The 21,290-nt window shown below is 72.7% G+C and carries 18 protein-coding genes and 1 pseudogene; 10 read left to right on the top strand and 9 right to left on the bottom strand.

Features of this window, described 5'->3' with window-relative positions; all coding sequences use genetic code 11:
- Nucleotides 1-39 precede the first annotated feature (39 nt).
- Complete coding sequence (gene ppgK, locus F4556_RS13555; protein ID WP_184914778.1) at nt 40-780, top strand: polyphosphate--glucose phosphotransferase; 741 nt, start codon at nt 40-42, stop codon at nt 778-780.
- 18 nt (nt 781-798) lie between these two features.
- Here ppgK and F4556_RS13550 read toward each other — a convergent pair whose 3' ends face one another.
- Nucleotides 799-1,386, bottom strand: a complete 588-nt coding sequence (locus tag F4556_RS13550; protein WP_184914775.1) for a DUF6542 domain-containing protein — start codon at nt 1,384-1,386, stop codon at nt 799-801.
- Nucleotides 1,387-1,473: 87 nt separating this feature from the next.
- Here F4556_RS13550 and F4556_RS13545 point away from each other — a divergent pair, with 87 nt between their 5' ends.
- Nucleotides 1,474-1,854, top strand: coding sequence for a VOC family protein (locus tag F4556_RS13545; protein ID WP_184914773.1), 381 nt, complete (start codon nt 1,474-1,476; stop codon nt 1,852-1,854).
- Nucleotides 1,855-1,931: 77 nt separating this feature from the next.
- Nucleotides 1,932-3,005, top strand: coding sequence for a redox-regulated ATPase YchF (gene ychF, locus F4556_RS13540; RefSeq protein WP_184914769.1), 1,074 nt, complete (start codon nt 1,932-1,934; stop codon nt 3,003-3,005).
- 69 nt (nt 3,006-3,074) lie between these two features.
- Here the strand turns inward: ychF and F4556_RS13535 are convergent, their stop codons facing one another.
- From F4556_RS13535 to F4556_RS13515, 5 genes are all read right to left on the bottom strand, one after another.
- Nucleotides 3,075-3,326 carry a Txe/YoeB family addiction module toxin gene (locus tag F4556_RS13535; protein WP_184914766.1) on the bottom strand — a complete coding sequence of 84 codons (252 nt, stop codon included), beginning with the start codon at nt 3,324-3,326 and terminating at the stop codon, nt 3,075-3,077.
- The gene (locus F4556_RS13530; protein ID WP_184914764.1) at nt 3,323-3,580 is read right to left on the bottom strand and encodes a type II toxin-antitoxin system Phd/YefM family antitoxin; all 258 of its coding nucleotides are present in this window, start codon (nt 3,578-3,580) and stop codon (nt 3,323-3,325) included. Before F4556_RS13530 ends, F4556_RS13535 begins: the two co-directional genes overlap by 4 nt.
- A gap of 78 nt (nt 3,581-3,658) precedes the next feature.
- The gene (locus F4556_RS13525; RefSeq protein ID WP_184914760.1) at nt 3,659-4,273 is read right to left on the bottom strand and encodes an antibiotic biosynthesis monooxygenase; all 615 of its coding nucleotides are present in this window, start codon (nt 4,271-4,273) and stop codon (nt 3,659-3,661) included.
- Between the two features lie 176 nt (nt 4,274-4,449).
- Nucleotides 4,450-6,936: a class IV lanthionine synthetase LanL gene (lanL, locus tag F4556_RS13520; RefSeq protein ID WP_184914757.1), complete on the bottom strand. Its 2,487-nt coding sequence runs from the start codon at nt 6,934-6,936 to the stop codon at nt 4,450-4,452.
- A gap of 2 nt (nt 6,937-6,938) precedes the next feature.
- On the bottom strand, nt 6,939-7,121 hold the full coding sequence (locus F4556_RS13515) for an SflA family class IV lanthipeptide (protein WP_184914755.1): 183 nt from the start codon (nt 7,119-7,121) through the stop codon (nt 6,939-6,941).
- 416 nt (nt 7,122-7,537) lie between these two features.
- Here F4556_RS13515 and F4556_RS13510 point away from each other — a divergent pair, with 416 nt between their 5' ends.
- Nucleotides 7,538-8,641 (top strand): IS4 family transposase, encoded by a 1,104-nt coding sequence (locus F4556_RS13510; RefSeq protein WP_184914752.1) that lies wholly within the window; start codon nt 7,538-7,540, stop codon nt 8,639-8,641.
- Between the two features lie 21 nt (nt 8,642-8,662).
- Here F4556_RS13510 and F4556_RS13505 read toward each other — a convergent pair whose 3' ends face one another.
- Nucleotides 8,663-9,550 (bottom strand): LysR family transcriptional regulator, encoded by an 888-nt coding sequence (locus tag F4556_RS13505; protein WP_184914748.1) that lies wholly within the window; start codon nt 9,548-9,550, stop codon nt 8,663-8,665.
- 115 nt (nt 9,551-9,665) lie between these two features.
- On the opposite strand from F4556_RS13505, the gene F4556_RS13500 reads away from it, so the two are divergent.
- The 3 genes and pseudogenes from F4556_RS13500 to F4556_RS13485 all read left to right on the top strand — a co-directional run bounded on the left by F4556_RS13500 (nt 9,666) and on the right by F4556_RS13485 (nt 12,952).
- Nucleotides 9,666-10,724, top strand: a complete 1,059-nt coding sequence (locus tag F4556_RS13500) for an SDR family oxidoreductase (protein WP_184914746.1) — start codon at nt 9,666-9,668, stop codon at nt 10,722-10,724.
- A 277-nt stretch (nt 10,725-11,001) separates the two neighbouring features.
- A pseudogene (locus tag F4556_RS37565) lies at nt 11,002-12,092 on the top strand (dihydrofolate reductase family protein).
- A 206-nt stretch (nt 12,093-12,298) separates the two neighbouring features.
- Nucleotides 12,299-12,952 (top strand): HAD-IA family hydrolase, encoded by a 654-nt coding sequence (locus tag F4556_RS13485; RefSeq protein ID WP_184914740.1) that lies wholly within the window; start codon nt 12,299-12,301, stop codon nt 12,950-12,952.
- 52 nt (nt 12,953-13,004) lie between these two features.
- Here F4556_RS13485 and F4556_RS13480 read toward each other — a convergent pair whose 3' ends face one another.
- A complete protein-coding gene (locus F4556_RS13480) occupies nt 13,005-13,586 on the bottom strand; it encodes a pyridoxamine 5'-phosphate oxidase family protein (protein ID WP_184914737.1) in 582 nt (193 codons plus the stop codon).
- Nucleotides 13,587-13,723: 137 nt separating this feature from the next.
- Between F4556_RS13480 and F4556_RS13475 the strand changes: the two genes are divergently transcribed.
- The 3 genes from F4556_RS13475 (at nt 13,724) to F4556_RS13465 (ending at nt 18,291) form a co-directional block, all read left to right on the top strand.
- Nucleotides 13,724-14,539 (top strand): class I SAM-dependent methyltransferase, encoded by an 816-nt coding sequence (locus tag F4556_RS13475; RefSeq protein ID WP_184914734.1) that lies wholly within the window; start codon nt 13,724-13,726, stop codon nt 14,537-14,539.
- Nucleotides 14,540-14,682: 143 nt separating this feature from the next.
- Nucleotides 14,683-15,213 carry a (deoxy)nucleoside triphosphate pyrophosphohydrolase gene (locus tag F4556_RS13470; protein WP_376775691.1) on the top strand — a complete coding sequence of 177 codons (531 nt, stop codon included), beginning with the start codon at nt 14,683-14,685 and terminating at the stop codon, nt 15,211-15,213.
- A 327-nt stretch (nt 15,214-15,540) separates the two neighbouring features.
- Nucleotides 15,541-18,291, top strand: coding sequence for a SpoIIE family protein phosphatase (locus F4556_RS13465; protein WP_313068293.1), 2,751 nt, complete (start codon nt 15,541-15,543; stop codon nt 18,289-18,291).
- A gap of 23 nt (nt 18,292-18,314) precedes the next feature.
- Here F4556_RS13465 and F4556_RS13460 read toward each other — a convergent pair whose 3' ends face one another.
- Nucleotides 18,315-21,065, bottom strand: a complete 2,751-nt coding sequence (locus F4556_RS13460) for a PKD domain-containing protein (protein WP_184914732.1) — start codon at nt 21,063-21,065, stop codon at nt 18,315-18,317.
- Nucleotides 21,066-21,290 lie beyond the last annotated feature (225 nt).

The following is a 21,290-nucleotide window of genomic DNA, read 5'->3' as shown; positions in this document are numbered from 1 at the left end:
TGTCCACAGGTCTGTGGATTTCCGGGACGGAGGCGCGTGGTGACGGCTGTGTTCGGTGTGGACATCGGTGGTTCGGGCATCAAGGGTGCCCCGGTCGATCTCGAACGGGGCACCCTCGCCGAGGAGCGGTACAAGGTCCTGACGCCCCGTCCGGCCTCGCCCTCGGCGGTGGTCGAGGCGGTCCGCGAGGTGGTCGCCAACTTCGACCACCAGGGCCCGGTCGGGCTGACCTTCCCCGGCGTGGTGGTCGGCGGCAGCATCCACACCGCCGCCAACGTGGCCAAGGACTGGATCGGCCTGGACGCCGCCGGTCTGTTCCGGGAGACCCTGGACCTGCCCGTCACCGTGGTCAACGACGCCGACGCGGCGGGCCTGGCCGAGGTCCGGTACGGCGCAGGACGGGGCCGGGACGGCGTGGTGCTGCTGCTCACCTTCGGCACCGGCATCGGCAGCGCCCTGTTCACGGACGGCATGTTGGTGCCCAACACCGAGCTCGGCCACCTCGAACTCCGCGGCAAGGACGCCGAACGCCGGGCCTCCTCGGCCGCCCGCGAACGGCACGAGCTGAGCTGGGCCGAGTGGGCGGACCGGGTGGACGAGTACCTGGACCTGGTGGAGCGGCTGTTCTCGCCGCAGCTGATCATCGTCGGCGGTGGAGTGAGCCGGAAGCACGACAAGTTCCTGCCGCTGCTCAAGCAGCGTCCGGCCGAGGTGGTCCCGGCGCTGCTGCGCAACGACGCGGGCATCGTCGGCGCCGCGATGGCCGCGGCGAGTGACTGATCCTCCGTCAGGCCCCGGTCAGGACGCCCGGCTGCGCCGGATCCGCCGCTGCGCCAGGAACCGGGCGGCCACGATCACCGCGGCCAGACCGGTGCCGGTGAACAGCCAGCCCGCCCGCAGCGCAAGGCCGCTGGCCAGCGCCACCACCTGACCGGTCACCCCGGACGCCGAGCCAGGCGCGAAGAAGACCAGCGCCAGCGCGAACGCGATCGGCCCGCTGATCGGCGCGGCCGGCAGGTCCGCCAGCCGTACCCGGACGGCCAGTTGGAAGCAGACCACCAGGTAGCCGAGCCCGAACAGCACCCCGAGCCCGTCGAACAGCAGCCGGTCCACGGCCGCCGCCGCCAGCGTCGCGGCCAGCGCCAGCACGCCGGTACCGACCGCCGTCAGCCGGGCCGGTGGCCCGCTGCGGGCCTTGGTCCTGGACCGCAGCTGCTGGGGCAGCCACAGCGGCAGCCGGAGCTTCGGCACCGCCGTCCGGGCGTCGGGGGGCGAGGCAGGCCCCGGTACGGCGGCCCCACCGGCGCCGGCTGGCGGTCGGCGTCTGGGCCCTGGCGGCTGGGTACGGATGCTCTGCTCCACCCGTCCAACGTACGGTCCGATCATCGCCACACTGTGTAATGGCGCGTTCGCCTCATTCCGTGTCCCCGGCCGGAGTAACGTCCGGGCCGGAACGATCAACGAGGAGGCACCGTGTCGGAGTTCGCGTTCGCCCGACTGCACCACGTCCAGCTCGACATACCGGCGGGCTCGGAGGAGCGCTGCCGGGAGTTCTGGGCCGGGGTGCTCGGCATGGCCGAGCTGGCCAAGCCGCCGGTGCTGGCGGCTCGGGGCGGGTGCTGGTTCCGCGGCGGCGGGGTGGAGGTGCACCTCGGCGTGGTGCCCGACTTCCAGGTCTCGCCGAAGGCCCATCCGGGCCTGCTGGTCGAGTCGCTGGACGCCCTCGCCGACCGGCTCGCCGCCCACGGTCACCCGGTGACCTGGGACGACAACTTCCCCGGTTTCCGCCGCTTCCACTCCGCCGACCCGTTCGGCAACCGGCTGGAGTTCCTGGAGCCCGACAGCGCGGTGTGACCGGGGCCGTAGACTTGGCGATCGGCTCGGGGCACCCGCGCCGCTCCACGCCCTCCAAGCCCACGGGACTGCGCCACATGTCGCTCACGATCGGAATCGTCGGCCTGCCGAACGTCGGCAAGTCGACCCTGTTCAACGCCCTGACCAAGAACGACGTGCTGGCGGCCAACTACCCGTTCGCCACCATCGAGCCCAACGTGGGCGTCGTCGGCGTGCCGGACACCCGGCTGGCCGTGCTGGCCGGGATCTTCGGCTCCCAGCGGATCCTCCCGGCGACGGTCGACTTCGTCGACATCGCGGGCATCGTCCGCGGCGCCTCGGTCGGCGAGGGCCTGGGCAACAAGTTCCTCGCGAACATCCGTGAATCGGACGCGATCTGCCAGGTCATCCGCGCCTTCGTCGACCCCGACGTGGTGCACGTGGACGGCAAGGTCTCGCCCAAGGACGACATCGAGACCATCAACACTGAGCTGATCCTCGCCGACCTCCAGTCGATCGAGAAGGTCCTGCCGCGGCTCCAGAAGGAGTCCCGGCTGAAGAAGGAGTCGGCGGCCACCTTGGCCGCCGCCGAGGCCGCCCAGAAGATCCTGGAGTCCGGCAAGACCCTCTTCGAGGTCGGCTTCGACTCCTCCTCGGTCCGTGAGCTGCACCTGCTCACCACCAAGCCCTTCCTCTACGTCTTCAACGTGGACGAGGAGGAGCTCACCAACGAGGAGTTCAAGACCGAGCAGCGGGCCCTGGTCGCCCCCGCCGAGGCGATCTTCCTCAACGCCAAGATCGAGTCCGAGCTGATCGGCATGGACGAGGACGAGGCCCTCGAACTCCTCCAGTCCATGGGCCAGGAGGAGACCGGCATGTCCACCCTCGGCCGGGTCGGCTTCGAGACCCTCGGCCTGCAGACCTACCTCACGGCCGGCCCGAAGGAGGTCCGCGCCTGGACCATCAAGAAGGGCGCGACCGCCCCCGAGGCGGCCGGTGTGATCCACACCGACTTCCAGAAGGGCTTCATCAAGGCCGAGATCGTCTCCTTCGACGACCTGGTCGAGTGCGGCTCCATCCCCGACGCCCGCGCCAAGGGCAAGGCCCGGATCGAGGGCAAGGAGTACGTCATGCAGGACGGCGACGTGGTGGAGTTCCGCTTCAACGTCTGATCGACCGTCGGAAACGGTGCCCGGTCCGCTGGTGAGCGGGCCGGGCACCGCTTTTCGTTTCAGGCGGGGTCAGCTCTCGTAGTGGTACCGGCACTGGGCGATCAGGACGGAGTCCTCGGTGACCTTGTGGACCAGGCGGTGCTCGTCGTTGATCCGGCGTGACCAGTAGCCCTGCTTGAGCGGTTCGGGCTTGCCGATGCCCTCGTTGCCGTTGCGCGCGATGTCGGCGATGAGGGTGTTGATCCGCTTGAGGATCTTGCGGTCCTGGACCTGCCACCACAGGTAGTCCTCCCACGCCTGGGAGGCGAAGGTGATCTTCACTCCGGGGCCGCCAGCTCCCGCACGGTACCTCCGCCGTTCTCCAGCTCGTCGATCGAGGCCAGCAGGCGTCGGGCGTTCGCAGGGCTGCGCAGCAGGTAGGCGGTCTCCTTGAGCGACTGGTAGTCCTCCAGCGAGACGATGACCACCGGTTCGCGTCCGGCGCGAGTGATCACTATCTCCTCGCGGTCGTCCGTGACCGCGTTGAGCACCTCGGCGTACCGTGCGCGGGACTCCGAATAGGTCATCGTCTTCATGGCCCGGCTCCTCCTGTGGACGTACAAGAAACTGTACGTCCATGGCGAGTCTGCCGACAAGCGCGAAGGTGCGCGGGGTCAGGCGTGGGGGACCGCCGTGGCGAGGACCACCTCGAATTCCTCGAGGCTGCGGGTGGTGACGCGGGCCTTCGCCGCGGCTTCCCCGCGGACCGCCGCGACGGCGCCGCGGGATGCCACGAGTGCGTCGCGGTCGGTGTACAGCGTGCCGACAGCGGCTCTGCCCCGGTCGCGGTCGACGAGCAGGGAGATGCCGGCCAGCCCGGGGATCTTCTGGATCTTGGGCAGCAGGGTGTCGCGGAACGTGTCCACCAGCGGGTCGATGTCGGACGGCTCGACGTCCATGCGGACCAGCCGGAACCCCGCGCCGGGCCCGAGGGTCTCCGCACGCCGGGCGACCGCCGCTTCCCAGTTGTCGACCGTCGCGGTCTGCGCGAAGGGCGCCATCAGCTCGACCCGCCGCTTGCCCAGGTTCTCGTAGCTGGCCTCCCGGGAGGCCTCGTCGTCCCACCACGATCCCACCAGGAGTTTGCCGAGCTCGCGGTCGACGAACAGCCCCATCCCGCGAAAGCCCGGCTGCGCCGACAGCAGTTCGCGGCCTTCGGTCCGGAGCGCTTCTGCGACCCCGTCGACCTTGGCCGGATCACCCGTTACATAGATGCTGCGCACGTACATGGCGCCCTCTCCTGCCTTCCCGTGGCCCCGTGCGGGCTCATGTCCCCCACCCCATGCGATGGCCGGAGTGGAAGGGGGGCAACGTGGCAGGGGCATTCAGGTGAAGAGGCGGGCCGTCGCTTCGTCATGCCCGCGCTGGACGGATGGTGGATATGAGGTGGAGGTGTCTGCGACGGTCAGCCGATGAGGCCGAGACGGGGGCCACCGTGGGCTTGCAGGCGGCGGAGGAAGCCCAGGACGCCGGCTGAGCCCCCGGCCCAGGTGGCGGATGAGCCGGCCAGGTCGGCGTTGGGGAAGGTGGGGCGCGACCAGGTGCCGCCGCTGCGGGTCAGGACGATCTCGGCGACTGTGCGGGCGGCGACCCAGAACTCCTCGGAGTCGGTGGCCAGCGCGACGTCCACCAGGAGGTCGCCGACTCCCGACAGGCCGCAGCACTGGGTGACCAGCGGCATCCGCGGGGCCAGGGCCGTGCAGGTGCGGGCGGTCTGCTGGGCGACGGTGAGGTACTCCGGCTGGTCGAGGCGGTCGGCGGCCCGGACCAGGACGGCTCCGAGGCCGGCCAGGCCGCGGCACCAGGAGCCGTAGCGGCGGGTCGCTCCCGGCCTGGTCGCCGCCGCGATGATGTCCGGCGTGACGGCGGCGAGGCGGGCGCAGGCCGTCCGGGCGTGCGCGAGGGCGGCCAAGTCAGCGCTCGCGTGGGCGTATTCGAGCAGGAAGTAGGTGACACCGGCCTCGCCGTGGGCGAAGCCTTCGCGCAGGGCGGCGCTGCCGATCGTGTCGGCGCCGGTGGGTGTCAGCCGGGCGGCGCCGGAGGTGAGCAGCCGGTGGCACCGCGCGGCGACGGCGAGGTGGTCGGCGGTGGAGGGGGCCTGTCGGGCCAGCAGCAGGCGGCCGAGGCCGATGCCGGCGATGCCCTCGATCTGGTCGGCTTCCGGCGGTCCGCCGGCCGGTCCTTCGGTGGGCAGGGAAAGCAGGTCGGAGCGGCGGCCCAACCCGGCCGTCGTGAGGAAGAGTTCGACTCCGGTGCGCCCCGAGTAGAAGCCCGGCGACAGGGCCCTGGACTGTTCGGCGGTCCACCGCGCGAGCGCGTCGACGGTTTCGCGTACCTCGGCCCGGTGCGCGTGCTGCAGGAGTTCCAGGCCCAGCCCGGAGCTTCCGCCGTAGACGTCGACCGGGGTCGGGACGGCCGCGCGCGCGGCGAGCTCCGGGTCCGCGATCCTGCGTGCCTCGGCGACGCAGAACGCGGTCGTGTGCTCGACGATCTCCTGGAGCAGGCCGTCGGTGAGCCGGGGCTGCCGGGCCGTGGCGGGCCGGCCGGGTGCCCCGGTGCGCAGCCGGGCGGCGCCCGCGGACCGTACGGCCGGGTCGAAGCTCATCAGGTCGGTGAGCACGGCCACGATCTCCCGGTGCTCCGGGCCGGGCAGGGCCCGGGCCAGGCCGAGCAGGGTGCGGTCGCGGTTGGTCCCGGCGTCGGCGTCGACGATCACCGGGTCCATGCCGGTGGCGGCGAAGTACAGGGTCGCGCCCAGGGCGTAGTAGTCGTCGGTGGCCTCGGCCGGTCCGGTCTCGCGGGCAACCGGCTTGCTGTAGCCGGGAGTTGATCCGGCCGGGCCGATGCCGTGCAGGGCGCTGATGCCGAAGTCGATCAGTCGGCAGGCGCCGTCCCGGCCGAGTACGACGTTGTTGGGCTTGAGGTCGTGGACGACCACGGCCCGGCCGTGGATGTCGTCCAGGACGCGCAGGAGTCGGAGCGCGAGGCCGGACAGCGCGGGGGCCTCCCGGTAGGGGCCGTTCTCCTGGACCTCCCGGCGCAGGTCCCGGTCGCCGCAACTGCTCATCACCAGGTACTCGTCCGACCGGTGCCGGAAGTAGTCCACCACCTTGGGCACGCCCGAGACGGAGTCGAGCGCGGTGAGGACGGCGAGCTCGTTGCGCAGCCGGTCCCGGGTGTCCGCGCCGGACTCGTCCTCGGCCACGAAGGCCCTCGCCTGTTTGACCACCACCGGTTGCCCGGAGTGGAGGTCGACCGCGCGGTAGACGTTGCCCTGTGGTTTGCGCACGATGCCGGCGGTGACCCGATAGCGGCCGCCGCCGAATCCGGGCGAGGACGGTTTCCCGATGCGCGCGGGTTCGCCGGCGAAAGGATCCTCGGCCCACGGCGGACAGCGGTAGGAACCGGTGGCCAGGCCGTCGAAGATCCGGCCGTCCGGTCCGGTCATGACCGATTCGAGCCGTCCGCTCCGGCCGGTCCGGTAGTCGCCGGTGAAAGGCCCGTACCGGTAGTAGACGGGGGCCTGCGGATCGACCCGCCGGTCGCTGACGATCTGCGGGCCCTCCCGGCCGCGCAGTACGGCGACGAGCTCCTCGGCGATCGCGACGACGGTGCCCGCCAGGGGGTAGACCGTGATCGCCTTGCCGACCGAACCGGCGCTGGACACCCCGGAGTTGATCGCGCGCAGGGTCTCCGGATCCTTGGCGAACTTCGCGTGGCAGACGTGCCGCCGCAGCACCGGCAGGACGAGACCGGTCACGGTCTCCAGGTCACCGGGCCGGGCCGAGACGTGCAGCTTCCAACCGTGCTCCATCGCCGGCATCCGCGGATCGTTCAGGTACGACCAGACGTCGTCGGACCATCCGCTGCGGCCGGCGATGGGCCCGGTCACCGTTAGGAGTTCTTCTCGCAGGCGAAGCGGGTGGTGGCGGTGACCCACGGGTCGGCGAGACAGGCCGTGTGCTCGAGGTCGCTGCGGTCGTCGTCCTCGAACACGATGACCTCGTCGTCGAGTTCGAGCGGTCCCGCGTCGCGCAGTTCGTCGGTCTTCAGGAGTTCCAGCACGGCAGTGGGCATGTGACGCCTCCGGGGGTGTGGTCGCGCATTCGATGACGGCGCGGATCGCGGCCGGGACGGACCGGTGGGTCCGCCGGGCCAAGGTCCTGATCCACGAAGGTAGATAGCGTCGATCGACCTGACAAGGGGTCAGAAACCGTTAACTTAACGGCTGTTCGGGCTGTGCGGGCCGTCGCGATGAAGGGTGATCGTGCTGGTACGGCCGCTGTCGCCCGGGGTCGTTCGGATCGTTCACGCACCTGGTTTCGCGGGCCGGGTCGTCCGCGAATTCCTTACGGTTCCTCCATGGTTCGTGCTTCAAAAGCTTCCATCGAACACATGACCGTGGTTGCATGGGCGCGCGGCGGCGAGTGATCCACGGCGCGGGAGGCGGACCCGCCGGCTCGGCGGCCGTTCCAGGCTGGGGGCTCGAAACCATGGCGCGCACCGGGCAGTTGTCGCCCGCACCGGGGGAGCGATTAGCGGAGCTCCTCGGGGTCTGCGCCCTGACCTCGGCGCTGCCGGAAGTCCTGGTGGACGGCGCCGTCGAGGCGGACGGACGGACCGAGCGGCGGATCCGGGCGCTGTCGGCGCGGACGGTCGTGTACTTCACGCTGGCGATGTGGCTCTATCCGTCCAGCGGGTACGGGGAGGTCATGCGGCTGCTGCTGGCCGGACTGGCCCGCAAGCACCGCTGGGCGCGGCCGCTGTCGGTGCCGTCCACGGCGGCGATCACCAAGGCCCGCCAGCGGTTGGGCCCCGGGCCGCTGCGACGGCTGTTCGAGCAGGTCGCCGGGCCGTCGGCCCTCGGTGCGGCCGACGCGCTCCCCTGCCGGTGGCGGCTGATGTCGCTCGACGTGGCCCTGCTGGACGTGCCGGACTCGCCCGACAACCGCGAGGCGTACGGCGGCGGTGCGGCGGCCGGCCGGGCGCTGCCGCAGGTGCAGGTTCTGGCGCTCGCCGAGAGCGCCACCCACGCGGTCTGCGCGGCGGCGCTCGGCTCCGGTGATGCCGACCTGGTGCGCGAGGTGCTCCCCGCCCTGCGGCCCGGCCAGCTCGTGGTGGCCTCGCGCGGCGCCCTGTCCTACGACCTGTGGACCAGGGCCCGTGGGCGCGGTGCGGATCTGCTCTGGCAGGCGAAGCCCTCCCTGGACCTGCCCCTGTTGCGGGCCCTCGACGACGGCTCCTACCTGTCCCGGCTGGCCGGCCCGACGGCCGCCGACCGGCTCGTCCCGGTGCGCGTGGTCGACTGCGTGCTGCCCGCCTTCGACCGCTCCGGCCGACGTGCGGGCATCCGGACCGGGCGCCTGGTCTGCTCGATCCTGGAGCCGGCCGGGGCCGCCGCGGCCGATCTGGCCCGGCTCTACAGCGAGCGCTGGCGCCTCGACACCCTGATCGACGAACTCGACGCCCGCCAGGGCCGAGCCCGGCCGGTGCTCCGCTCGAAGTCCCCGGCCATGGTCGAACAGGAGGTCTGGGCGATGCTCCTCACCCACCACGCGATCCGGGCCCTGGTTGTGGGCGACGCCGCGGGCGCGTAGTCGGTCCCGCCCGAGGGCGGGTCAGACAGCGAGGCGGGCCGTGACCTCGCGGGTCAGGACGGTACGGAAGGCGGCGGTCAGCGGGTCGGGATCGGTGCGGGTCCAGACCGCGAGGGGGCGGCGGATCGGTGGGGTGGGGTGGAGCAGGTGGCCGTCGAAGGCGGGTGGGATGACGTGGGCGGCGGCGAGGGTGGGGCCGAGGCCGGCGGCGGCCAGGAGCGGGGCGGCGGCGGTCTGTTCGGTGCGGACGGCGGGGCGGGGCTGGAAGCCGGCGGCGGCGCAGGCCTGGTCGAGGAGGTCGGCGAGGCCGTTGCCGGGGGCGTAGTGGACCCAGGCGCGGTCGGCGAGTGTGGACAGCCGGAAGGGGGCGGGGTCGGCGGCGACCGGGTCGTCGGCCGCGACCACCACCACGAACTCCTCCTCGCCGACGGGGTGGACGGGCCCGGCCCAGTCGGGTGGCGGCGGTCCGAGGGCCAGGTCGGCCTGGCCGGCGGCCATCGCGTCGCGCAGCTCGTCCGCGTGCCGGTGCTCGAACAGCCGGACACCGACGTCGGGGCGGAGCCGCCGCCAGGCCCGCAGGACGGCCGGCAGCAGGCCGAGGCTGTAGCCGTAGAGGGTGGCGAGCTCCACCTCGCCGTTCGCGGTGCCCGCGGTCCGGCGGGCGGCCTGCTCGGCGCGCCGGGTCTCGGCGAGTGCGGCCCGGGCGTGCGGGAGCATCGCGCGGCCGGCCGGGGTGAGGCGGATCAGGCGGGGCAGCCGTTCCAGCAGTGGGCCGCCCAACTGCCGTTCCAGGACCCGGATCTGGTGCGAGAGGGCGGGCTGGGTGACGTGCAGGAGTTCGGCGGCGCGGGTGAACGAGCCCTGGTCCACGATCGTCACCAGGTACTCCAACTGCCGCAGCGTCACCATGAGCTGATGTTATGACAGGAAGTAGAAACAGAACCTGGACTCATCACCTCAGCTCAACGGAGGATCGAGGCGGGCCCGCAGGAGGCGGAGCCACCGTCAAGTACCGGGAGAGGTCATGGAGAAGACCACGAGGACCGCCCTGGTCGTCGGAGCGAACGGCGTGATCGGCCGCAATCTGGTCGACCACCTGGTGGCCACCGGCGACTGGGACGTGGTCGGGCTGTCCCGCCGGGGCGGCGAACCGGCCGGCCGGGTGCGCTACCTCAGCGTGGACCTGCTCGACCCGGTCGAGACCAAGGAGCGGCTGGCCGGGCTCACGGAGGTCACCCACGTCTTCTACGCCGCGTACCAGGACCGGCCGAGCTGGGCCGAGCTGGTGCCGCCGAACCTGGCGATGCTGACCAACGTCCTAGACGCGGTCGAGCCGGTGGCGACCGGGCTGCGGCACGTCAGCCTGATGCAGGGGTACAAGGTGTACGGCGCGCACCTGGGCCCGTTCAAGACCCCGGCCCGGGAGAGCGATCCGTACTTCATGCCGCCCGAGTTCATGCACGACCAGCAGGCCTTCCTGACGGCCCGGCAGCTCGGCAAGGACTGGACCTGGTCGGCGATCCGGCCCTCGGTGGTGACCGGCTTCGCGCTCGGCAACCCGATGAACCTGGCGATGGTGATCGCGGTCTACGCCGCGATGTCCAAGCAGCTGGGCCTGCCGCTGCGGTTCCCGGGCAAGCCCGGCGCCTACGACGCGCTGTTGGAGGTCACCGACGCCGGGCTGCTGGCCCGGGCCACGGTCTGGGCGGCGACCGAGGAGCGGTGCGCCAACCAGGCGTTCAACATCAACAACGGCGACCTGTTCCGCTGGAGCGAACTCTGGCCGAAGATCGCCGGGTTCTTCGAGCTGGACGTCGCCCCCGGCCTGCCGCTCGCGCTCGGCACGGTGATGGCCGACAAGGAGCCGCTCTGGGACGCCATGGTGGCCGAGCACGGTCTGGCGCCGCACAGCTACCAGGAGGTCTCCTCCTGGGGGTTCGGCGACTTCGTCTTCTCCTGGGACTACGACATGTTCGCGGACGGTTCGAAGGCGCGGCGGTTCGGCTTCCACGAGTTCGTCGACACCGGGGCGAGGTTCCTGGAGATCTTCGAGGACCTCCGCCGCCGCCGGATCATCCCCTAGGGCCTCTCTTTCGGGTCACGCCGGGCGGGCGGCGTTGGGGCACGCGCCCTCCTTGCCCGGCATCGGGCAGGAGGGGCCCTTCGCCGGCTTCTCGTCGGTCGCCGATGCGCTGCATCAGGCTCCCTCCTCGGCACCGCCGATGCACGCACCCCAACGCCGCCCGCTATCCGACGTGACCCGAAAGAGAGGCCCTAGCCGTGTCGTACCGTGGCGGGGAATCACTAGAGAACGGACCGGTCCCGTGGCCCCTCGCCCGTACGTCCTGCTGAGCGCCGCGATGTCGATCGACGGGTACCTGGACGACGCCTCGCCCGAACGCTTGCTGCTCTCCGGGCCGGCCGACTTCGACCGGGTGGACGAGCTGCGGGCGGGCAGCGACGCGATCCTGGTCGGCGGCAACACGCTGCGCCGGGACAACCCCCGACTGCTCGTCAACTCGCCCGCCCGGCGGGCCGAACGGGTCCGGGCCGGGCGGTCCGAGTACCCCGTCAAGGTGACCCTGAGCGGCAGCGGCGACCTGCCGAGGGAGCTGAACTTCTGGCACACCGGCGGCGAGCGGATCGTGTACACCGGCTCCGCCGCGAGCGGCCGGCTGGCCGCCGAACTGGCGGGGCTGGCCGAGGTGGTGGCGATCGGCGAGCGGCTGGAGCTGGGCGCGGTGCTGGACGACCTGGGCGCGCGCGGGGTGCGGCGGCTGATGGTGGAGGGCGGCAGCAGCGTGCACACCCAGTTCCTGGCCGAGGGGCTGGCGGACGAACTCCAGCTGGCGGTCGCGCCGCTGCTGGTCGGGCAGCCGGACGCGCCCCGGTTCGTCGGCCCGGCCGCCTTCCCGGGCGGCCCGGCCCGGCGGATGCGACTGCTGGAGACCCGTACGGTGGGTGATGTCGTGCTGCTCCGCTACGCCCTCAAGGAGACCGCCTCGTGAAGACCGACGCCGACTGGCTGGCCCGGGCGGTCGAACTGTCCCGACTCTGCCCGTTCTCGGAGACCGCCTTCTCGGTCGGGGCGGTGATCGTCGGGGCGGACGGCGAGCTGCTCAGCGAGGGGTACAGCCGGGAGACCGACGAGAAGGTGCACGCGGAGGAGTCCGCGCTCGCCAAGCTGCCCGCCGACGACCCGAGGCTGCGGACCGCGACCGTGTACAGCTCGCTGGAGCCGTGCGGGGAACGGGCCTCCCGGCCGCGCACCTGCGCGCAGCTGATCATCGCGGCGGGGGTGCCCCGGGTGGTGCTGGCCTGGCGGGAGCCCGACCTGTTCGTGACCGGCTGTCAGGGGACGGCGCTGCTCGCCGCCGCGGGCGTCGAGGTGGTCGAACTGCCGGAGCTGGCCGAGGCCGCCCGCGAGGTCAATGCGCACCTGCTCGGCTGAGACCCTGCGCCGGCTGGGGGGCGGCGTCGCGGCGCCGGGGCACGCACCTCGCCGGCTTCTCGTCGGTCGCCGATGCTCCGCATGGACTTCCTCCTCGGCGCCGCCGAGGCACGCACCCCAACGCCGCTCCTTCACCCACCCCCCAGCCGGCGCAGGGTCTGAGTTTTGTAGCCTGGTATGACAAACCCGCTCGGAGGAGTCTGCCCATGTCTGTCACCCTGCCCGCCCGCGCCCTGCTGCTCGACATGGACGGCACCCTGGTGAACTCCGAGGCGGCGGTGGAGCGTTGCTGGCGGCGGTGGGCGGCCGAGCACGGCATCGACGGCGACGAGGCGATGCGGGTGGTGCACGGCCGGCAGGGGCACCTGAGCATGGCGATCCTGCTGCCGGAGCGCCCGATGGAGCAGAACCTGGCGGACAACCGGCGGATGCTGGCCGAGGAGGTCGCCGACCTGGACGGTGTGGTCGAGGTGCCGGGCGCGGCCGTCTTCCTGGCGGCGCTGGAGCGGCTGCCGCACGCGCTGGTCACCTCGGCGGACGAGACGCTGGCCCGGGCCCGGATGACGGCGGCCGGGCTGCGGCTGCCCGAGCTGCGGGTGACCGCCGAGTCGGTGGGCGCCAGCAAGCCGGACCCGGAGGGCTTCCTGAAGGGCGCGGCCGGCCTGGGCGTGGACCCGGCGGACTGCGTGGTCTTCGAGGACTCCGAGGCGGGCATCATGGCGGGCCGGGCGGCCGGTATGCGGGTGGTGGGCGTCGGCCCGCGCGCGGGCGCCTTCGGCCCGACCGTGCAGGTGGACACCCTGGAGCAGGTCCGGGTGGTCCCGGCCGCCGACGGCGGGCTGCTGCTGGAGATCGGCTGACCATCCGTCCGACCCCGGCCCGAACCGGCCGGGGTCACGTCGTCCGGACCGGTCAGGGCCGGGGCGGCAGCGGCAGCGGCAGGGCGGGCAGACCGTCCACGCTGACCGGGATGTACGGCTTGCCCTCGCAGTAGGTGGCGAACTCCTCGTCGGTCTTCCGGTCGAAGAACTCCGCGTGCATCGAGCGGTCCTCCTGATACTCCATCAGCGGGACCGCGAAGCCGCAGGAGTCGCTGACCCGGGTGGCGTGCACCAGCACGATGCAGCGCAGCGCACTGCCGTCGGCGCTCGGGTCGAAGTGGCCGAGCAGCTCGGCGAACCGCGGGTCGTCCCGGAACACCGGCTCGCCGCGGCCGTGCACCCGGACCACGGTGGGCGGGCCGGTGAAGGCGCACCACATCAGCGTGATCCGGCCGTTCTCCCGTACGTGGGCCAGGGTCTCAGCCGTGCTGCCGCCGAAGTCCAGGTAGGCCAGGGTGAGTTCGTCCAGCACCACCAGGGTGCCGGCCCGGCCCTTGGGGGAGACGTTGACGTGCCCGTCCCCGGCCAGCGGGGCGGTGGCGGTGAAGAAGATCGGCTGACTCTCGATGAACTTCCGCAGGCGGCCGTCGATCCGTTCGTAAGTCTTTCCCATGGCCCGATTGTAGCGCCGTACCTGGCGGCTCGTCGCGTGCCTGTCTTGGTATTCGAGATGGATATTCTCAGGCTTCGAGACATCAGCGTACGCTCGAAACGGCGGCGAACGGGCCGTCAGGACGAGGGGAATCCACCGTGAACGACCGTCAGGCTGTCTACACCCACGGCCATCAGGACTCGGTACTGCGCTCGCACCGGTCCCGTACGGCGGCCAACTCGGCGGCCTACCTGCTGCCCGAACTGCGCGCCGGTCAAGCCCTGTTGGACGTCGGCTGCGGCCCCGGCACGATCACCGCCGACCTGGCCGAGCTGGTCGGCCCGACCGGGCGGGTGGTCGCGGTGGACCGCTCGGCCGAGGTGCTGGCCAGGGCGGCGGAGCACGTGGCGGGACGGGGCATCGGCAACGTGACCTTCGCGAGCGTCGACGCGCACCGACTGCCGTACGCCGACGGGGAGTTCGACGTCGTGCACGCCCATCAGGTGCTGCAGCACGTGGCCGACCCGGTGACCCTGCTGCGCGAACTGCGCCGGGTGACCGCGCCCGGCGGGGTGGTCGCGTTCCGGGACGCCGACTACGCCGCGATGGCCTGGTACCCCGAACTGCCGGAGCTGGCCGACTGGATGGCGCTGTACCAGCGGGTCGCCCGCTCCAACGGCGGCGAGCCGAACGCCGGGCGCCGGCTGGCGGCCTGGGCCAGGGCGGCCGGGTTCGACACGGTCGAGTGCTCCTCCTCCAACTGGACGTACGCCACGGCCGAGCAGCGCGACTGGTGGGGCGACAGCTGGGCGGACCGGGTGGTCGGCTCCGGCATCGCGGACACGGCCGTGGCGTACGGCTACGCCACCCCCGAGGAGCTGGCCAGGATCGCCGCGGGCTGGCGGCGCTGGGCCGCCGACCCGGACGGCTGGTTCGCCGTGCCGAGCGGCGAAGTGCTGGCCCGGGTGCGTTAGTTCGAGCTGGCGCACCGCTTACCTCCCGTTAACCGTGGACGTACCCGGTGGTAGCAGAGCGGCCATAGCTTACGGACAGCACCTGGCCCGGCCCGCCCCCCACCGGGCCGGGCCGCTGCCACCCGCGGCTCTAGGCTGTGGCCATGGGCACGTACCGGGTGATGCGACAGGACGACAACGGCAACCGCTTCCTGGTCGCCGCCGAGCTGGCCCGGCCGGAGGCCGAGGCGCTGGCCGCCGAGTTCGAGGCCCGGGGGCACAAGCAGCTGTACTGGGTGGAGGCCGTGCCCAACCGGATCGTGGTGGGCGGCGCACTCATCCACCGGGGCCGGGTGCTGGCCGCCCGGCGCAGCGCCCCGCCCGAGGTGGCGGGCGGCTGGGAGTTCCCGGGCGGCAAGGCCGAGCCGGGGGAGACCGAACCGGAGGCCCTGGAGCGCGAGCTCCACGAGGAGCTCGGGGTACGGGCCCGCGCGCTGCACCGCCTGCCCGGCAGCTGGCTGGTCCGCCCCGGCCTCGAACTCCGGATCTGGGCCGCCGAACTGGTCACCGGTGACCCCCAGCCCCTCCAGGACCACGACCAACTCCGCTGGCTCGGCCCCACCGACCTCACCACGGTCGACTGGCTGACCCACGACCGCGAGGTGCTACCGCACGTCGCGGACCTTTTGCACTAGCCCCAGCCGTCTACGGTCCAGGGGCTCGGGGAACTGCGACGCCGACCTCGAAAAAGGTGATCCGTGCAGGGGTGGTCAGGCACTTTCGCAGTGACCCGAACGCCAGATCTCCTCGCAGTTCCCCGAGCCCCTGGATAGTGCAACCGGGCGCCCTGCAGACAGCACAGCCGCCGAGCCCCTGGACCGCAGACGGCTGAGCATCTGCCAAGAACGCCGGTTGGGCCAGGTAGATCAATCGGAAAAGCCGACCCGTTCGCCGGGGTAGCCTGGCGTTCTGTTGGGTATGTCACTTTTCGGCAGTATTCGTCACCATAGGTGAGGCGGTCGGTGTCGAGCACGGGTAACGACGGCGGAGAGCAGCCGCCCGCGGACGGAGCCTCCCGGCGGGGGCCGCGACCGGCGGTCGCCGGTGCGGGCGCGACCCCACGGCCCAGGACGGTCGGCAGCGCCTCGGCCCGGGCCCGCCTGCGCCGGATCACCCCGAAACCCGCCGCCCGGCCCGGCGCCACCCAGGCCCCGCGTCCGCCCGCCGAACCCCGTACGGGGAGCGCCAGGGGCGGCCCGACCGCACCGTACCCGGGCCTGGACCGGGCCCCGGTGGAGGCGTTCGGCGAGCGCGCCGAGGGCAGCCTGTTCGACGTGGTGAAGGTGGCCATCTCGATCCTGGACACCTCCGGCCGGGTGGTGCTCTGGAGTCCGGCCGCCGAGGAGCTGCTCGGCTGGCCGAGCGAGCTGCTGGTGGGCCGCCGGATCGACGAGCTGATCCCGGATCAGGACCTGGTGGGCCGGGTCAGGGTGGCGATCCAGGCGACGCTGCGGAACGGCCACTGGCAGGGCTTCACCTCGTTGCGGCACCGGGACGACGGCGAGGTCGGGGTGGAGGCCAGGATCTCGCTGCTGGTGGACGGCGACGGCACCCCGTTCCTGCAGGTGGCGCTGGCGGAGGCCGGTGCGCTGCGGGCGGTCGAGCGCGACCTCGCGGTGCGGGACGCGCTGTTCGAGCAGTCCCCGCTGGGCATCGCGATCCTGGACACCGAGCTGCGCTACACCGCCGTCAACCACACGCTGGCCGAGATGAACGGCGTCCCGGCCGAGGAGCACGTCGGCCGGACCACCGGCGAGACGCTGCCCGAGCGGGCCGCCGACGAGATCACCGCGATCCAGCGGCAGGTGCTGGCCACCGGTGAGCCGGTCATCGACGTCACGCTGGCCTCCCCGGTGACCGCCCGCTCCGGCGGCTTCCGGTCGATCTCGTACAGCCGGATGACCGACCGGGCCGGCCGGGTGCTCGGGATCTCCGGGACGGTGATGGACGTGACCGAGCGGTACCGGGCGGTGGCCAAGGTCGAGCACGCCCGGCGCAGGCTCTCGCTGCTCAACGAGTTCGGCTCCCGGGTCGGCGACCTGCTGGACGCCACCCGGATCGCGCAGGAGCTGGCCAGCGCGGTGGTGCCCAGGCTGGCCGACTACGCGGCGGTGATCCTGCTGCAGGCGGTCGCGCACGGCGACGACCTGCCCCGGCACGGCCACGACCGCAGGACCTCGCTGCTCCAGCTCGGCACCGCCTCGGTGCAGGACGCCCCGGAGGTCGAGGTGATGCTCCGCCGGGGAGCCAGGATCACCTTCGCCGACGACTCCGCCTTCGGCCGGGCGCTCCGCACCGGTGTCCCCGAACTGCTCTCCGGGCCCGAGGAGTTGAGTGATCTGACCTACCCGGGCGACCCCAAGGTGCAGGCCGCGCACGACCTCGGCGTGCACTCCAGGCTGGTGGTCCCGCTGCGGGCCAGGGGGATCGTGATCGGCCTGCTGGTGATCAGCCGGGCCGGGTACCGGGAGGGCTTCGACCGGGACGACCTGGCGTTCAGCGTCGAGCTGGCCGACCGCGCGGGCAGCTCGCTGGACAACGCCCGGCTGTACGCCCGGGAGCGGACCGCCGCGCTCACCCTGCAGCGCACCCTGCTGCCGCAGCAGGTCCCGCAGCCCGCCGGGGTCGAGGTCGCCTACCGGTACGTGCCGGGCAGCAGCGGCACCGAGGTCGGCGGCGACTGGTTCGACGTCATCCCGCTGCCGGACGGCCGGACCGCGTTGGTGGTCGGCGACGTGATGGGCCACGGCCTGCGGGCGGCCGCCACGATGGGACGGCTGCGCACCGCGGTGCGCACCCTGGCCGGCCTCGACCTGCCGCCCGAGGTGCTGCTCCGGCACGTCCACGAGCTGACCGACGACCTGGCCCAGGGCCCGGACGAGGCGCTGCTCGCCACCTGCGTGTACGCCGTCTTCGACCCGTCCACCCAGCGGCTGACCGCGACCAAGGCGGGCCACATCCCGCCGATCCTGATCGTGCCCAAGGAGGCGGTGGACGAGCCGTCCCGGGTCGGCAGCGCGCTGCCCGGCGGGGTCGGCCAGATCCTCGACCTGCCGTCCGGGGCCCCGCTCGGCGTCGGTGGTGTGCCGTTCGAGTCGATCGAGCTGGAGATTCCCGAGGGCAGCCTGCTGGTGCTCTGCACCGACGGTCTGGTGGAGAGCCGGGACAAGGACCTGGACGTCGGCCTCGGGCGGCTGCTGTCCGTGCTGGAGCAGCCGTACGCCTCGATCCAGCAGGCCTGCGAGGCCGTCCTGGACACCATGGAGCAGGGCCGCGAACCCGACGACGTGGCGCTGCTGCTGGCCCGGCTCGGCCGGGGCCGGGCGGGCATCCCGACGGCCGGCTGGACGCTGCCCGCCGAGCCCACCGCGGTCTCCCGGGCCCGGCGGCTGGTCCGCGGCACGCTCGCCGAGTGGGAGGTCGAGCACCTCACCGACACCGCCGAGCTGCTGGTCAGCGAGCTGGTGACGAACTCGGTCCGGTACGCCAGCGCCCCGATCGGCGTCCGGCTCACCCTCGGCGAGACCCTGCTGGTGGAGATCTCCGACCCGCTGCCCGACCCGCCCCGGGAGCGGCACGCCGCCGAGGCGGACGAGGGCGGCCGGGGCCTGGAGCTGGTCCGCCGGCTGGCGCTGCGCTGGGGCGCCAGGGCCGAGGGCATGGGCAAGGTGGTCTGGTTCGAGCTGGACCCGGAGGACGACCACCTGGAATAGGTGATCGCCCTCCGGACGGTGCGTCAGGCGGTGTACCCCTGCAGGTCGACCACCACGTCGGCGCGGGCGGCGCTGCTGTAGACCTCGATGTACCCGTCGGCGGAGACCGGGACCAGGACCAGGTTGGGGACGGTCGCCCCCGGGGTGAAGTTCACCGCCGAGGTGTTCGGCCGCGGGGTGCCGCCCGCGTACGCGGTCAGGTAGCCCCCCGTGGTCGGCCCGGTGACGGTCAGGTTGACCAGCACGCTGCGCACCCCGGCCGGGGCCCCGGCCACGCCGGCGACCTTGACCCGGACGCTGCCCGCCGGGCTGATGGTGCGGCCGCCCTCGCGGGTGTCCAGCAGCCGGGTCGGCGCGGTGGCGACGTACGGTGCGCCGTGGGCGGTGGAGTAGAAGCCCTGGACGTCGGCGACCAGGTGCAGGCTGGAGCCCACGTTGTACAGCGTGACCGTGCCGTCGGGGGCGATCGGGAGGGTCACCTGGTTGGCGACGGTCTGCCCGGCCGCGTAGTTGAGGCTGGAGGTGGCCGGGTCGCTCGCCGTGTTGGCGGTCAGGTAGCCGGGGCCCGCCGACTCGGTGGCGGTCACGTTGAGCACCACCGCGTTGGCCTCGGGCGGCAGCCCGGCCGTGTCCCGGACCTGGAAGGTGACCGGCGCCAGGGCGCCGCCGATGCGGTTCTTGGGGACGCCGACGCCGGTCCGGGAGTCCAGCACCCGGGTCTGCTGGGCCGAGGTCAGGTTGTTGGCGGGGCCGTTGGGCCGGACCGTCCAGTAGCCGGTGATGTCGGCCAGCAGGGCGACCGCCGGGCCGCCGTTGTAGATCTGCACGGTGCCGTCCGGGCCGACCGGGACCACCACCGAGTTGGCCACGGTCTGCCCGGTGGCGTAGTTGAGGCTGGAGACGGTGGGGCGCGCGCTGCCGCCGGGGTAGGCGGTGACGAAGCCGTTGCCGCTCGCGTCGGTGGCGGTCAGGTTCAGCAGCACGGCGGTCACCTGGCCGTCCTCGGGGGCGGCGACGTTGCTGGTGACGTCGATGCTGAGGATCTGCCCGGAGCGGACCGGCTGCCCGCCCGTCCGGCTGTCCAGCAGCCGTGACGGCCGGTACAGCTGCTGGTAGCTGCCGCCCACCGTGATCGGCGAACTGGCCTTGGCGGTCCGGCCCTTGGTGTCCGTGGCGGTGACCGTGACGGTGTAGCTGCCGGGCTTGGCGTAGCGGTGCGAGGCGTCGGCCCCGGCCGGGGTGCCGTCGCCGAAGTCGTAGCTGTACCCGGTCACCGGCCGGCTGGTCTCCGCCCCGGCGATGGCCTTCACCCGGAGCGGGTCGGTGTCCAGCGGCAGGTCGTCCTGCCGGCTGACGGTCAGTGAGGGCTTGAGCACCGGCTCGGCGACGGTGACCTGCTTGACGACCGTACGGGCGACGCCGAGCGCGTTGGTGGCGGTGGCGGTGACGGTGTAGCTGCCGAAGCGCGGGTAGGTGTGGGTCAGTTGGGCGGGTATCGGGGAGACCCGGGCGCTGCCGTCGCCGAAGTCCACCGAGGAGTCGACGGCGGCGCCCGGAGTCCAGGGCGAGCTGCTCCAGTCGCTGATGGTGATGTCGGTGTTCGAGTCGCCGGTGAAGCTGCGCTGGACGTCCACGTCGAAGGTGAACGGGTCCTGGCGCTCGACCGCGCCCCGGTCGTGGAAGCCATTTCCGGTGCCGGAGTTGGCGACCAGCGGGTCGTCGGTCCTGGCCCGGCCGTTCAGGTCGGTGGCCAGCGTGCCGGGGGCGGTGGGGTCCGCCGAGTCGATCAGCGGCGAGTACTCGACCGGGTTGGTCGGCAGGCCGCGCGGCCCGCTCAGGTCGTGCCCGCCCTGGCCGGTGGCGGCCCGGAAGGCGGCCACGTCGCGGTACTCCGTGCCGGCCCAGCGGTAGGGCCTGCTGGTGCCGGTGGCGAGGTAGTTGTAGTCGGCCACGGTGCCGGGCACCGAGGCCGCCGAGACGGCCAGGTCGACCGGTGCGACGTCCTTGCACGGGTCGTCGCCCGGAGTGGCCAGGGTCAGCGCGTTGTTCTTCACCACCGCGCCGCCGGACGCCCCGGCCAGCTCCACGCCGGGGCCGCAACTGCCGTACACCGAGTTGCCGTTCACCACGGCGCCGGGGGAGTCGGTGACCGCGATGCCCCGGGCGTTCACGGCGGAGACCAGGTTGGTGGTCAGCACGACACCGGTCGCGCCGCCCTCGACCTGTACGCCGGCACCGCTGTCGCTGGTGATCCGGGTGCGGCTCAGCGTCACCTCGGCGCTGCCGGGCCCGATCCACACCCCGGCCCGGCCGGCCGTCCCGACGCCGTTCACGGTCAGCCCGTCCAGCCCGATCCGGCTGGAGTCCCGGATGGCCACGACCTCCTGATGGCCGGTCAGTTTGAGCCCGCTGACCACCACATCGTGCAGCCCGACCAGGCTGACCGCCGGGCCGCCGTTGTCGAGTTCGGTGGCCGAGCCGCCCGCTCCCGTGAAGGTGATCGGCGACCCCGGCGTACCGGAACGGGCCGGCACCAGCGGCTCCTCGTACCGGCCCTTGCCGATCCGGACGGTCTGCCCGGGCTGGGCCGCCTTCGCGGCGGCGCCGACCGTGCAGTACGGCAGGGCCTGCGAACCGCCGCCGGTGTCGGAGCAGTTGACGTTGTTGTCGACGTACAGCGTGCCTGCCGCGGCCGAGGCCGGCAGGGCCAGTGGCAGGCCGCCGGTGACGGACAGGACGAGCGCAGCCAGACCGGCGACGCGGGATGAGCGCATGACAGAGTCCCCCTGGACGAGATCGAGGCGCCCACCGGGCCGGACGACGGTGGTTGTCCTGGCCGGAACAAGGCGCGGCGCACGATCTTGTCAGACCCGTCGGTAACTTGTGAAGACTTGTGGAGACCCGGGGGCCCGGCCGCCCGACCAGCGATCTTGCGGCCCGCCGGTGGTTCGAACAGGCTCCCCCGGGTAAGGAGGAGCAGGGAAGTGGAGTCCTGAGTC

It is taken from the genome of Kitasatospora gansuensis, from assembly GCF_014203705.1.
In the GTDB taxonomy this organism is placed as follows: domain Bacteria; phylum Actinomycetota; class Actinomycetes; order Streptomycetales; family Streptomycetaceae; genus Kitasatospora; species Kitasatospora gansuensis.
Note: the sequence above shows the minus strand (reverse complement) of the source record. Positions and strands in the feature narration are given on the sequence as shown.

Excerpts from the sequence above, each read along its gene's own strand:
- F4556_RS13550 (WP_184914775.1), bottom strand. The coding sequence starts at position 1,386 with ATGATCGGACCGTACGTTGGACGGGTGGAGCAGAGCATCCGTACCCAG.
- ychF (WP_184914769.1), top strand. The coding sequence starts at position 1,932 with ATGTCGCTCACGATCGGAATCGTCGGCCTGCCGAACGTCGGCAAGTCG.
- F4556_RS13530 (WP_184914764.1), bottom strand. The coding sequence starts at position 3,580 with ATGAAGACGATGACCTATTCGGAGTCCCGCGCACGGTACGCCGAGGTG.
- F4556_RS13525 (WP_184914760.1), bottom strand. The coding sequence starts at position 4,273 with ATGTACGTGCGCAGCATCTATGTAACGGGTGATCCGGCCAAGGTCGAC.
- F4556_RS13515 (WP_184914755.1), bottom strand. The coding sequence starts at position 7,121 with ATGCCCACTGCCGTGCTGGAACTCCTGAAGACCGACGAACTGCGCGAC.
- F4556_RS13510 (WP_184914752.1), top strand. The coding sequence starts at position 7,538 with ATGGCGCGCACCGGGCAGTTGTCGCCCGCACCGGGGGAGCGATTAGCG.
- F4556_RS13505 (WP_184914748.1), bottom strand. The coding sequence starts at position 9,550 with ATGGTGACGCTGCGGCAGTTGGAGTACCTGGTGACGATCGTGGACCAG.
- F4556_RS13500 (WP_184914746.1), top strand. The coding sequence starts at position 9,666 with ATGGAGAAGACCACGAGGACCGCCCTGGTCGTCGGAGCGAACGGCGTG.
- F4556_RS13485 (WP_184914740.1), top strand. The coding sequence starts at position 12,299 with ATGTCTGTCACCCTGCCCGCCCGCGCCCTGCTGCTCGACATGGACGGC.
- F4556_RS13480 (WP_184914737.1), bottom strand. The coding sequence starts at position 13,586 with ATGGGAAAGACTTACGAACGGATCGACGGCCGCCTGCGGAAGTTCATC.
- F4556_RS13470 (WP_376775691.1), top strand. The coding sequence starts at position 14,683 with ATGGGCACGTACCGGGTGATGCGACAGGACGACAACGGCAACCGCTTC.
- F4556_RS13460 (WP_184914732.1), bottom strand. The coding sequence starts at position 21,065 with ATGCGCTCATCCCGCGTCGCCGGTCTGGCTGCGCTCGTCCTGTCCGTC.